This window comes from Thalassospira sp. B30-1 (assembly GCF_015767575.1).
Classification (GTDB): Bacteria; Pseudomonadota; Alphaproteobacteria; order Rhodospirillales; family Thalassospiraceae; genus Thalassospira; species Thalassospira xiamenensis.
Genome location: NZ_CP065232.1, coordinates 4,355,842 through 4,367,660 on the forward strand (window position 1 = coordinate 4,355,842; position 11,819 = coordinate 4,367,660).

Here is an 11,819-nt window from a genome sequence, read left to right on the forward strand (position 1 = left end):
TTGCTTGTCAGACAGGCATTTTTCAAACAAACTCCCATTTTGGGAAGTACGTACTTTAAAGTAAGTAACTAACAGGCTTGAAGCATGGCGAAAACCTACACGCCGGTCACTGCGGCATCAGACGTCGAAACGATCTTTAAAATGCTTGAAGGTCGATGGAAGCTGATCATTCTTTTCCATCTGTTTGGCGGCAAGGTGCAACGTTATTCAGATCTGGAAAAGCTGATCCCGGGCATTTCGCAAAAGATGCTCGCCCAGCAGCTTCGACAGCTTGAAGCCGACGGCATCATCGAACGCAAAGTTTACCCGGTGGTGCCGCCCAAGGTCGAATATCGCATGAGCGAATGGGGCCAATCATTGTGCCCCGCATTGGATGCCCTGCTTAAATGGGCAGAAGCCCGTCCTGCCGAACTCAAAGTTGGCTGACGATCATTGGCCGATAACCCGATACCCGAAATCGAACCGAGTCAGGCCGAAACCCCAAGAAAATCTTCAAGAACACCAACAATCATCCCGTGATCCTCGTGCGAGGCAAGGCCGGAAACGGTGATTGCCGCGATCACGCCAACGCCTTTGACGCGAACCGGGAAACTGCCGCCGTGGTCGGCATAATCGGCGAAATCAATCCCGTGATCGGCAAGCGTTTTGCCCTTGGCCTTCAACGCCAATCCGAACTGCATCGATGATTGATGTTCGCGAAGCGTCAGATTGCTTTTGCGATATGCCCAGGAATCATTGGCGGGTTTTGCCCCCAAAAGGGCCGCGTGGAACAGGGTGCGATCAGATGTACGGATGTCAACGACAACCGGGGCTCTCTGTGCCCGTGCCACTGCCACGAGGGCCGATCCGATTTCCCACGCCGTTTCCTCGTCAAAGCGATCAAAGACAAGGATGGCTTCCTGACGTTGAAGAATTTCAAGATCCATAGCGGGCTCCTGCAGCAAAACGGTATGACGACCTATCCATAACGCATGGCACGAATTGCCGAAAGCCCTCAAAGAAAAAGGCTGCATCCCCAATGGGATGCAGCCTTTGTTTCGATGCCGTAATATCGGTTTATTTATCGTCGCTCATTTTAAGGGCGTTGATAAAGGCCGACTGTGGAATTTCGACCTTGCCGAACTGGCGCATCTTTTTCTTACCGGCCTTCTGTTTGTCCAGAAGTTTGCGTTTACGCGACACGTCACCGCCATAACACTTGGCTGTCACGTCTTTACGCATCGCAGAAACCGTTTCACGTGCGATCACCTTGCCGCCGATGGCGGCCTGAATGGCGACCTTGAACATCTGGCGCGGGATAAGGTCCTTTAGACGTTTGCAAATCTCGCGGCCCCGATGTTCGGCAGCAGACCGGTGAACCATCAATGCAAGCGCATCAACCGGCTCTTCGTTGACCAGAATGGATACCTTGACCAGATCGCTTTCATCGTAGCCCGCCAGTTCATAATCAAAGCTGGCATAGCCACGCGAAATCGATTTCAGGCGGTCATAGAAATCAAACACCACCTCGTTCAGCGGCAGTTTGTAAACCGCCATCGCCCGGTTCCCGACATAGGTCAGGTCCTGCTGAATGCCGCGACGTTCGGTGCAAAGCGTCAGAATGCCGCCAAGATATTCGTCCGGCACCATGATGGATGCCTTGATCCAGGGTTCTTCAATCGCCTTGATCTTGGTGACATCGGGGAAATCCGCCGGGTTATGCAGCAGAATATCTTCGCCCTTGGTCATCGAGATTTTATAGGAAACCGACGGTGCCGTGGTGATCAGATCAAGTTCGAACTCGCGTTCAAGACGCTCCTGAATGATTTCAAGATGCAAAAGCCCCAGGAAGCCACAGCGGAAACCAAGCCCCAGTGCGGTCGAGTTTTCCGGCTCGAACTGGAAGGATGCATCGTTAAGGTGCAGCTTTTCAAGCGCATCGCGCAGCACATCATATTCGCTGGTATCAACCGGGAAAATGCCACAGAACACTACCGGAATGGACGGTTTGAAACCGGCAAGCGGTTTTGCGCAGGGACGTTTTTCTTCGGTAATCGTGTCGCCGACTTCGCATTCGGCAACGGTTTTCATACCGCAATTGATAAAGCCGACTTCACCCGGCCCCATTTCATCAAGCGCAAGCGGCTTGGGCGTGAACACGCCAACACGGTCAACCGTGTGGGTAACCTTGGCGTTCATGAAGCGGATTTTCTGGCCTTTTTTCAGGGTGCCTTCTTTGACACGCACCAGAATCATCACGCCAAGATATGAATCGTACCAGCTATCAACCAGCAGGACTTCAAGCGGTGCCGCCGGATCGCCCGTCGGAGCAGGTAAACGATGCACCAATGCTTCAAGCACATCAGGAACACCAAGACCGGTTTTGGCCGAAATCATCAGCGCGTCACTGGCGTCAATGCCAATCACTTCTTCGATCTGTTCCTTGACGCGGTCCGGTTCTGCGGCGGGCAGATCAACCTTGTTCAGGACAGGCACGATTTCGTGGTTGTTATCAATCGCCTGATAAACGTTGGCCAGGGTCTGCGCTTCGACACCCTGGGCGGCATCAACCACCAGAAGCGATCCTTCGCACGCGGCAAGCGAACGCGATACTTCATAGGCAAAATCGACGTGACCCGGCGTATCCATCAGGTTCAGGGTATATTCCTGACCATCCTTGGCCGTGTATTTCAAACGCACGGCCTGAGATTTGATGGTGATCCCGCGTTCGCGTTCGATATCCATCGAGTCGAGGACCTGCTCGGACATCTCGCGATCGGTAAGACCACCGGTAAGCTGGATCAAACGATCGGCCAGGGTCGATTTACCGTGGTCGATATGCGCGATAATCGAAAAGTTTCGAATGTTCTTAAGATCGGTCATATGGCTGCTTCTGGCACTGGGCGATGGTTATGTCAAAAATTCGGTTCGGTTTTTGCCAAAACTTGATCGCATTTCACATCGATCATTTATCACAAAGCCGGTGTCACGCCGTTTGCACCATCCCGGTCAGCCAGCCCTGCACAAGGCAGCGACATCTGGAAAGGCACGGCAGTAAAAGTTGTGCTGCCGCGGAGCAAGCGGGCGATACCGGCAATTTCGGATCGTCTTGGCCGTCCTGGCGATAAAAACCAATCGCCAACAGCGGGTTTATAGGGGTTTTTAACTTCAATTAGAAGCACTGTGTTTGAATTCGGTTCTGCGAATTCGCCTTCACCCTGCCCCGGATTTGCATGATCGTCCCTTCCTGATGGCAACAACATGCCCCGAACAAGAGCAAGTTGCTGTCACCGCGCGATTTTTTATATGAGATCATCCGCATTATTGCCGGTTGAAAGCTTTTCAACCCGACCAAAAAAACATAGGCTTTGATCCCGGGGCAGTTAGGCAGGATCAGGCAAGGGTGCAACAAAGAAAATGTTTCTGACATCCATCGAGCCGTCATTGTCCCGACGCGGGTTAAGCAAACTGCGAAAGCGTCTGGCTGCGCTCACGATGACCGGCATGGTGATCCTGCTTTTTTCCTTCTTCTTTATCCAGAAAACACTATACGACAGCGCGATTGATCAGGCGCGGGCGCAAATGATGGCCATCACCTATCATCTGAGTGCCGTGCTGATGCAAAACAGCACAATCGACCTGCAACGCGTCATTGATGAAAATCCCGATCTTTCCGTTGGCGTTCTGGATACTGATCGCAATCAGATCAACGGCACCATCCCGCCCCATTTGGTTGATGATCTTTTTGACGAAATAGACAAACAAAAAGCCTATCGCGGCAGTTTGCTGTGCATGCATGGCAATACCGTGATGCTGATGGCCTACAGTATTTTGCCGCAGCTTGACCGTATCGTTGTGACCTATATTCCGCGGCACATTTTATTGGGCAACTGGCGCGAAGCCATCATGCTTCACGCCTCGTTGTTTCTGATCGTGCTGGTTATTATGGCGGGACTTTCTGTTTGGCTGTGGCAGCGCCTGAAACGACAGCATTTGCGCGCCGCCGACCTGGCCGAGCATTTCAACGATTCAGAAAACACGCTGTCTGATTGCGGCTGTGCGATTTTAAGCTGGTCGTCAAAGAACCCGTCCGGAATTCTTACATCTCGTCTGAACTGGCCGGAAATACTCGGCCTTGAATTTGGCGATGTCAAACCAACCGCCGATGCATTTCTGTCACGTCTTGGCGCGGCATCGCGGGCACAGCTACGAAGTCCGCTGATTGACAACGAGTGGCAAGATAATCGTATCGGCACAATGGTCGATATACTGACATCAGCCGGTCAAACCCAGCGCTTTTATCTGATGGCTCAACGCCGCCAGGAAGAAGACAGTGAAACCATTACCGTCCTTTTGCTGGAAATCGCCCCGCAGCAGGAACTTTGTCACCCGTTCGAAACCTATCTGCATCATACGCCAGAACCTGCAATCGCAGTCGACATGGAAGGCATTCTGCAAGGCCTCAGCCCCGCATTGGCCGAACTTGTTGGCAAGGCGGTCTATGACCTGATCGGAAAGCCGGTCGAATTTCTTTTCCTGCCAGAAGACCGGGAAACTATCCGCACAAGTTTCATAAACCGGCAAAGTGGCGATACACAGGAAAGAGAACTGGTTTTACGTATTTCCGATCAGCGCGGCGAAACCCGATGGCTGGCGTGGCACGCCATTGGTCCGTTCGAGGGCATGACATTCAGCAGCGCACGCGACGTGACCCAGTTTGTCGAAAATGCAAACAAGCTTCGCGATACCCTTGATCAGCTTAAGCGGACCAATGAAGACCTTGAACAATTTGCCTATGTCGCGTCCCACGACCTGCAACAGCCATTACGCATGGTCGCAAGCTATACCCAGCTTTTGAAACGCCGTTATGGCGGATCACTTGATCAGGAAGCGGACGAATATATCGACTATGCGGTCGATGGCGCAAAGCGCATGCATAAACTGATCAGCCATTTGCTGGAATATGCCAAAACCGGCAGCAACGATGATGAAATGGCGGAACTCGACTGCAATCAGGTACTTAACGAAGCGCAAGCCGACCTCAAGGCCATTATTGTTCAGGAACAGGCAACCATTACCCATAATGATCTGCCCGTGATCAACGGTGATCGGATCAGTTTGTCTCGTCTGTTCCAGAACCTGTTGTCGAATGCGATCAAATATCGTCGCCCAGGCGTCCCACCTCACATCGATATTCATGCCATGCGAGATCCCGACATGCCCGGATTCTGGCGTATTTCGGTTCGCGATAATGGAATTGGCATTCATCCGGAACATGCACATCGTATTTTCCGCCTGTTCCAGCGTTTGCACAAAGATGAGTTCAGCGGAACCGGGCTTGGGCTTTCACTATGTCGGAAAATTGCAGAACAGCATGGCGGTCGGATATGGCTTGATACGACCCGCCCCCTGACCGATCCCGGGGCAACATTTGTCTTCACTCTGCGCGGGAAGCCATAAAAGCCCCCAAGTCCAAGGGTGGCAAGCATCTTGCTTTGAAACAGACAGCACAAAGCGGGTCGGTAAAACCTGCCCGCTTGATGACCATCGGCCACGACGGAGCATGGTATGACTAGCACCCGTTTATATACGGCACTTTCATTGACTGGTTTGTTGCTTCTGGCGGCATGTGGCTCGGACATGCGAACCATGCCAAACAGCCACATGCAATCGCTGGCCAGCCTGTTTGCCGAGCGCGATGTTCATGCCCCTATGCCGCGTGGATGGCGGCAATTGAATGGTAAGGAAATCAACTACCGTTTCGCAAACGAAACTTACGCTGTTTACTCAGTTGACGAGGATGAAGAACTGCTGGTCATGCATCTGTCCGATAACGGAACCGGTCGGCTTGAAGCGGATGACGACTGGGAAAGCTGCACATGGAACAGCATGATCGATCAACTTAACATCGAATGCGATGACACCGATATGGAATGGCGGATTTACACCAATGGTCCGGACATCGTGGCCGTCGACCTTGATGAAGAAGAATTTGCCGTCTTGCGTAAACGACCAGGTGGATAGCTTCCTTGCGCCTTCGCGCACATTCCCACATTCGGACAACAAAAAACGGGCCGCCAGACAGGCGACCCGTTTTTATTATGCTTGTCGGGGAAAACCCTAGGCGCGCAAAGAACCGCCTGTTGCCTTTTCGACAGCAGCGACAACCTTTTTACAAACCCCGTCGATTTCTTCTTCGGTCAGGGTTGCCTTGGTCGGCTGCAAGGTGATCGAGAAAGCAATTGATTTCTTGCCATCCTCGATACCTTTGCCGGCATAAAGATCGAAGATCGTGACATCCGAAATCAGGTTACGGTCCACATTCCGTGCTGCCTTGACAATGGCTTCGGACTGAACATCCGCATCCAGAAGGAAGGCAAAATCACGTTCGACCGACTGGAAGCTTGATGCATTCAGTAACGGGCGGCCGGGGCCTTTTTTCTTTGGCATCGGAACGTTTTCAACGAACAGCTCGAACGCAACGACGCGCCCTTTGACACCCAAAGCTTTCAATACTTTCGGGTGCAGTTCACCGAAATAGCCAAGGATGTTTTTCGGCCCCAGCTGCAAGGCGGCTGATCGGCCCGGGTGATACCACGACGGGGCACCATCAGCATTCACCTGCACGTTGGCTGCGGCAGTACCAAGGGCTTCCAGCAATGCCTCGGCATCCGCCTTGACATCAAACAGGTCAATATCGCGACGGGACCCTGTCCAGCTGCGCGGAGTAGTCGATCCCGACCGCAAACCGGCCGCAACCAGACGCTGATCCCCCGGCTGATCGCCAAAGAATTCCGGACCAGCTTCAAACAGTGCCAGATCAGCAAAGCCGCGCGACTGATTGCGACCGACTGCGGCAATCAGGTTGATCAGCACATTGGGCCGCATCACATCAAGATCGGAACTGATCGGATTGGCAAGGAACAGCCCCGGTTTCAAATCCGCAAACAGTTTTGCCCAACGCGAGTCCGTGAACGACCACGTGACGGTTTCAAACATGCCGCGCGAAGCCAGTGTCCGACGGGTCAGACCGACCCGCTTCTGGAACGGGCTAAGGGCCGGAACCGGCAGGCTGGTTTCACGTTCCAGCGGCACCGTCGGTATTTTATCGTATCCGACAATGCGCAGCACTTCCTCGACCAGATCGGCTTCGCCAACGATATCCGGACGCCATGTTGGTGCAACAGCCGTAATAACGGGCGCATTTCCGGTAACTTCGAAGCCAAGCGACTTCAGAATTGCAATCGCCTGATCGGCGTCAACGTCGACACCCCCCAGTTCCCGGATGCGATCAATGCGAAGATCAAAGCTGTTCCTGGGCGCAGGAACGTCACCGGCCTTGACCACGTGCGAAACTTCGCCACCACAAAGTTCCGTGATCAGACGGGTGGCAACTTCCATGCCCCAGACAATTGATTGCGGATCAACGCCGCGCTCGAACCGGTAACGGGCATCGGAATTGATCTGCAGTTTGCGACCGGTTTTTGCAACACTGATCGGATCGAACAGGGCACATTCGACAAACACATTGACCGTGTCTTCGACACAACCGGTTTCTTCACCGCCGATAATACCACCGATGCCAAGTGCCTTTGCCTGATCGGCAATCACGACCATGCTCTCGGACAGCTCGTATTCCCTGTTATCAAGTGCCGCAAGCTTTTCGCCATTGATCGCATAGCGCACATTGATGTCACCCGACAGTTTATCGGCATCAAATACATGCAATGGACGGGCAAGGTCATGGGTCACAAGGTTTGTGATATCGACAAGAGCCGAAATCGGACGCAAACCGATGGCTTCAAGACGGGCTTTCAGCCATGCCGGGCTTTCGCCGTTTTTAACACCGCGAATGTAGCGACCATAAAATGCCGGGGCTGCGGCATTTTTTGCAATATCTGCTGAAATCGTGACACCCACCGGGCTATCGAACGATCCGGCAACCGCTTCCTGACGTGGATCTGCCTTTAGCGCCCCAAGACCGGCAGCGGCAAGATCACGTGCGATCCCGCGCACACCGGTACAATCGGGACGGTTCGGGGTCAGGCCGATTTCAATGATCGGATCGTCCGCACCAAGAACCGTTGCAACCTGTGCGCCGATTTCGGCATCTTCCGGCAGTTCGATGATGCCGTCGTGATCTTCACCCAGGCAAAGTTCGCGGGTCGAACACATCATGCCCTGGCTTTCGACGCCCCGGATTTTACCCGGTTTCAGTTTCGAACCGTCAATCGGGATGATCGCGCCCGGCTGTGCCAGTGCAACCTTGATCCCGGTTCGGGCGTTCGGTGCACCGCAAACGACCTGAATGATTTTATCACCGGTATTCACCCGGCACAGTTTCAGGCGGTCGGCATCCGGGTGCTGACCCGCTTCTTCGATATAGGCGACACGGATATCCCGAAGCGCTGCGGCTCGGTCGGTGACGCTTTCGATTTCAAGCCCGACATCGGTCAGTTTTTCGGCGATAACATCAATCGACGCATCGGTATCGAGGTGCTGCTTCAGCCAATCGAGTGTGAATTTCATGATCTTAGCCTCTCACCATGTTCGGTACATCCAGCGGCACGAAACCGTAATGTTTCAGCCAGCGCAGATCGGTATCGAAGAAGGTGCGAAGATCGGGAATGCCGTATTTCAGCATCGCGATACGTTCGATCCCCATGCCAAAGGCAAAGCCCTGATATTCATTCGGATCAAGCCCACAAGCCGCCAGAACGCGCGGATGAACCATGCCGCAGCCCAGAATCTCCAGCCAGTCGTCGCCTTCACCAATCTTGAGCTCCCCGCCCTTGCGCGAACAGCCAATGTCCATTTCGGCACTCGGCTCGGTAAAGGGGAAGAAGCTCGGACGGTAGCGAACCGGAACTTCGTCCAGCTCAAAATAGGTTTTAACAAACTCCAGCAGGCACCCTTTCAGATGGCCCATATGGGTTTTCTTGTCGATCACCAGTCCTTCGACCTGATGGAACATCGGCGTATGGGTCATATCGCTATCGGAACGATATGTCCGCCCCGGCGCGATGATCCGGATTGGCGGGGTTTTGCTCTGCATGGTTCTGATCTGCACCGGCGAGGTATGGGTGCGCAGCACAAGGCGCGACCCGTCTTCCTGCTCGGGCAGATAGAAGGTGTCCTGCATCTCGCGCGCCGGGTGTTCCGGCGGGATGTTCAGGGCGGTAAAGTTATGGAAATCGTCTTCGACATCCGGACCTTCGGCAAGCGCAAAGCCCATCTCGCCAAAGATCGAGATGATTTCGTCCATCGTCTGGCTGATCGGATGAATCCGGCCTGCAGTCTCGTCCATGCGCGAAGGCAGGGTTACATCGATCCGTTCGCCAACCAGGCGTGCATTCAAGGCCGCGTCTTCCAGGCCGGATTTGCGGGTCTCGATCGCCTCGGCAACCTGATCCTTGACCGTGTTCAGCGTTTGACCGAATTCACGGCGCTGATCCGGATCCATCTGGCCAAGGTTTTTCATCAGGCCGGTAATGCGGCCCTTTTTGCCAAGAGCACTGATACGAACATCTTCAAGAGCCTGCAAGTCGGCTGCTTTTTCGATTTCGGCCAGAACCTCTTCGCGCAATGCTTCGATGTTTTCCATAACTTCCGATGCTTTGCTTAAAGTGAATTGGGATAAACAAAAGAAAGGGGACGGCCAATATGGCCGCCCCCGATCAAATCAGGCAAGTGCCGATTAAACCTTTTTGCAAAAGGTTTATTAGCCGAGTGCAGCCTGCGCCTGGGTAACCAGAGCTTTGAAAGCATCGGGTTCGCGCACGGCGATGTCGGCAAGCACTTTGCGGTCCAGTTCAACGCCAGCCTTCTTGAGGCCGTTCATGAACTGCGAGTAGCTCAGACCGTTTTCACGAGCACCGGCGTTGATACGCTGAATCCACAAGCTGCGGAACTGGCGTTTCTTAACGCGACGGTCGCGATATGCATATTGCAGACCTTTTTCAACGGCCTGCACAGCAGTGCGGTAAGCATTCTTGCGGCGACCACGATAACCTTTGGCAGCCTTGATAACCTTGCGGTGACGGGCGTGAGAAGACACGCCCCCTTTTACACGAGCCATTTAACTCTCCTTAGCCTTAACCGTACGGCAGGAATTTTTTGACGATGCGGGCATCTGCGTCACAGAGAATCTCCGTGCCACGTGCCTGGCGCTTCATCTTGGTGGGTTTCGCAGTCAACAGGTGACGCTTGTTAGCGACATTGCGACGAACTTTACCCTTTGCGGTCAGGCTAAAGCGTTTTTTAGCGCTCGCTTTGGTCTTCATCTTGGGCATTTTTCTATCCTTGCATAAGCAATGAAACACGAAATTCCCCACGGCGGCTGGGCATGCCCTGAAAGATCAATGATCTTTCCAGCCTCACCACCTGTTTTGGGGACGGGTGGTTATAGACTCCACCCCTTCCTTTTTCAAGGACCTTTTCGCCCCTGTTACCCGCGATTTTCCCCGCTTCACCACATCGCGTAAAAGATCAGACTGAAACGGTCACAACAACACACCGTTGGCAGAGATCCTCGCATATCTGCGTGATCCGAAATCGTATTGTGAAAGTCAGGGAAAAAGTCGGACGATCAGGATGCACTCATACCTGGCGACAGATCGATGTCAGCCCGGCAGAAATATGTTAAACTGCTGTTTTAATTGTGTGAACCCGACCGATCCACTTCTCGATTCGGCTCAGCAGTTTTTCGCGATTGATCGGCTTTAAGACGAAGTCATTTCCACCCGCGGCAACACCGCCACGCAAATCTTCTTCGCCCTGACGGGCCGTGACATAGATGATTGCACAGGCACGATCAGGGAAACCCGTGCGAACCCGAAGCGAAGTTTCAAAGCCATTCATGCCGGGCATCATGATATCCATCAGAATGATGCGCGGCTTTTTTGTCTTCAGGACTTCCAGAAGTTCCTTGCCAGAGGAAACGCCAACAAAACTGTATCCGCCACTTTCGACGATTCGTTTCAGAAGCACGAGACTTTTAGGGTCGTCATCGACCCCGACGATCAGAAGATCATTCCCGGCTGCCATGGCATTCCCTCTTGCTTGGAAAGGCAAAACGCCGCGGGTTAACGCGGCGCCAGCACCATAATCATTATGCGGCCTTCCATCTTCGGCATCTGTTCAGTTTTGGCAAGATCTTCAAGATCCCCCGAAAAACGCTGCAGCATGCCAAGACCAAGGTCCTGGTGAGCCATTTCACGTCCACGGAAACGCAAAGTGACTTTCACCTTATCTCCACCGCCAAGAAACTTCTGCGCTGCACGTAGCTTCACATTGTAGTCATGGATATCAATGTTCGGACGGAGCTTGATTTCCTTGACTTCAATAACCTTCTGTTTCTTTTTGGCTTCGTTCTGTTTCTTGCTTTGTTCGTATTTGAACTTGCCGTAGTCGATCAGCTTACAGACGGGAGGCTCGGCATTCGGAGCGACTTCGACAAGGTCGAGTCCAGCTTCCATCGCCATTTCAATGCCTTCACGAACCGTCATTGGATCAGACATATTGCCTTCAGCGTCAACGACACAGATGGCACGGGCTTTGATATCCTCATTGACGCGCGGACCTTCCTTGGTCGGCTGCATCGGTTTACGTGGTCGTGCTATGGATAATCTCCTTTGGTAATCAAACAAAAAAGCACAGAAACAAGTCGCTGGTGATGCAATAAGTCGCCGGAAAGCACATCCGGTCATGCGTACTGCAAAACGGACCTTTGCCTAGCATATCGGGCCGTCATCAGAAAGCAATGATTTTAGCCTTGGGCAACGGTATTCAAAGCCTTGAAGTCCTTCGCATTCAATGACGCACGACCGACATGGCAGAAA

The 11,819-nt window shown here is 53.1% G+C and carries 11 protein-coding genes; 3 read left to right on the top strand and 8 right to left on the bottom strand.

Annotation, left to right across the window (positions count from 1 at the left end):
* Positions 1 to 84: 84 nt before the first annotated feature.
* Complete coding sequence (locus tag IT971_RS20255) at positions 85 to 426, top strand: helix-turn-helix domain-containing protein (protein WP_007088708.1); 342 nt, start codon at positions 85 to 87, stop codon at positions 424 to 426.
* A gap of 41 nt (positions 427 to 467) precedes the next feature.
* Here IT971_RS20255 and IT971_RS20260 read toward each other — a convergent pair whose 3' ends face one another.
* Positions 468 to 926, bottom strand: a complete 459-nt coding sequence (locus IT971_RS20260; RefSeq protein WP_037988388.1) for a heme-degrading domain-containing protein — start codon at positions 924 to 926, stop codon at positions 468 to 470.
* Positions 927 to 1,056: 130 nt separating this feature from the next.
* Positions 1,057 to 2,862, bottom strand: a complete 1,806-nt coding sequence (lepA, locus tag IT971_RS20265) for a translation elongation factor 4 (protein ID WP_007088706.1) — start codon at positions 2,860 to 2,862, stop codon at positions 1,057 to 1,059.
* A gap of 534 nt (positions 2,863 to 3,396) precedes the next feature.
* On the opposite strand from lepA, the gene IT971_RS20270 reads away from it, so the two are divergent.
* Both IT971_RS20270 and IT971_RS20275 read left to right on the top strand, forming a co-directional pair.
* Complete coding sequence (locus IT971_RS20270; RefSeq protein ID WP_063092452.1) at positions 3,397 to 5,439, top strand: ATP-binding protein; 2,043 nt, start codon at positions 3,397 to 3,399, stop codon at positions 5,437 to 5,439.
* A gap of 108 nt (positions 5,440 to 5,547) precedes the next feature.
* Positions 5,548 to 6,003, top strand: coding sequence for a hypothetical protein (locus tag IT971_RS20275; protein ID WP_063092451.1), 456 nt, complete (start codon positions 5,548 to 5,550; stop codon positions 6,001 to 6,003).
* Positions 6,004 to 6,099: 96 nt separating this feature from the next.
* Here the strand turns inward: IT971_RS20275 and pheT are convergent, their stop codons facing one another.
* The 6 genes from pheT to infC all read right to left on the bottom strand — a co-directional run bounded on the left by pheT (position 6,100) and on the right by infC (position 11,579).
* Complete coding sequence (pheT, locus tag IT971_RS20280; RefSeq protein WP_063092450.1) at positions 6,100 to 8,508, bottom strand: phenylalanine--tRNA ligase subunit beta; 2,409 nt, start codon at positions 8,506 to 8,508, stop codon at positions 6,100 to 6,102.
* Between the two features lie 4 nt (positions 8,509 to 8,512).
* Positions 8,513 to 9,583, bottom strand: coding sequence for a phenylalanine--tRNA ligase subunit alpha (gene pheS / locus IT971_RS20285; protein ID WP_063092449.1), 1,071 nt, complete (start codon positions 9,581 to 9,583; stop codon positions 8,513 to 8,515).
* Positions 9,584 to 9,700: 117 nt separating this feature from the next.
* The gene (gene rplT / locus IT971_RS20290) at positions 9,701 to 10,057 is read right to left on the bottom strand and encodes a 50S ribosomal protein L20 (protein ID WP_007088700.1); all 357 of its coding nucleotides are present in this window, start codon (positions 10,055 to 10,057) and stop codon (positions 9,701 to 9,703) included.
* A 16-nt stretch (positions 10,058 to 10,073) separates the two neighbouring features.
* Complete coding sequence (rpmI, locus tag IT971_RS20295) at positions 10,074 to 10,271, bottom strand: 50S ribosomal protein L35 (RefSeq protein WP_007088699.1); 198 nt, start codon at positions 10,269 to 10,271, stop codon at positions 10,074 to 10,076.
* A 349-nt stretch (positions 10,272 to 10,620) separates the two neighbouring features.
* On the bottom strand, positions 10,621 to 11,025 hold the full coding sequence (locus IT971_RS20300) for a response regulator (protein WP_007088698.1): 405 nt from the start codon (positions 11,023 to 11,025) through the stop codon (positions 10,621 to 10,623).
* A gap of 38 nt (positions 11,026 to 11,063) precedes the next feature.
* Positions 11,064 to 11,579, bottom strand: coding sequence for a translation initiation factor IF-3 (gene infC, locus IT971_RS20305; RefSeq protein WP_007088697.1), 516 nt, complete (start codon positions 11,577 to 11,579; stop codon positions 11,064 to 11,066).
* Positions 11,580 to 11,819 lie beyond the last annotated feature (240 nt).

Coding starts and splice junctions, on each gene's coding strand:
- rplT (WP_007088700.1), bottom strand. CDS start 10,057: ATGGCTCGTGTAAAAGGGGGCGTGTCTTCTCACGCCCGTCACCGCAAG.
- pheT (WP_063092450.1), bottom strand. CDS start 8,508: ATGAAATTCACACTCGATTGGCTGAAGCAGCACCTCGATACCGATGCG.
- pheS (WP_063092449.1), bottom strand. CDS start 9,583: ATGGAAAACATCGAAGCATTGCGCGAAGAGGTTCTGGCCGAAATCGAA.
- IT971_RS20275 (WP_063092451.1), top strand. CDS start 5,548: ATGACTAGCACCCGTTTATATACGGCACTTTCATTGACTGGTTTGTTG.
- infC (WP_007088697.1), bottom strand. CDS start 11,579: ATGCAGCCGACCAAGGAAGGTCCGCGCGTCAATGAGGATATCAAAGCC.
- IT971_RS20300 (WP_007088698.1), bottom strand. CDS start 11,025: ATGGCAGCCGGGAATGATCTTCTGATCGTCGGGGTCGATGACGACCCT.
- lepA (WP_007088706.1), bottom strand. CDS start 2,862: ATGACCGATCTTAAGAACATTCGAAACTTTTCGATTATCGCGCATATC.
- IT971_RS20270 (WP_063092452.1), top strand. CDS start 3,397: ATGTTTCTGACATCCATCGAGCCGTCATTGTCCCGACGCGGGTTAAGC.
- IT971_RS20255 (WP_007088708.1), top strand. CDS start 85: ATGGCGAAAACCTACACGCCGGTCACTGCGGCATCAGACGTCGAAACG.
- rpmI (WP_007088699.1), bottom strand. CDS start 10,271: ATGCCCAAGATGAAGACCAAAGCGAGCGCTAAAAAACGCTTTAGCCTG.
- IT971_RS20260 (WP_037988388.1), bottom strand. CDS start 926: ATGGATCTTGAAATTCTTCAACGTCAGGAAGCCATCCTTGTCTTTGAT.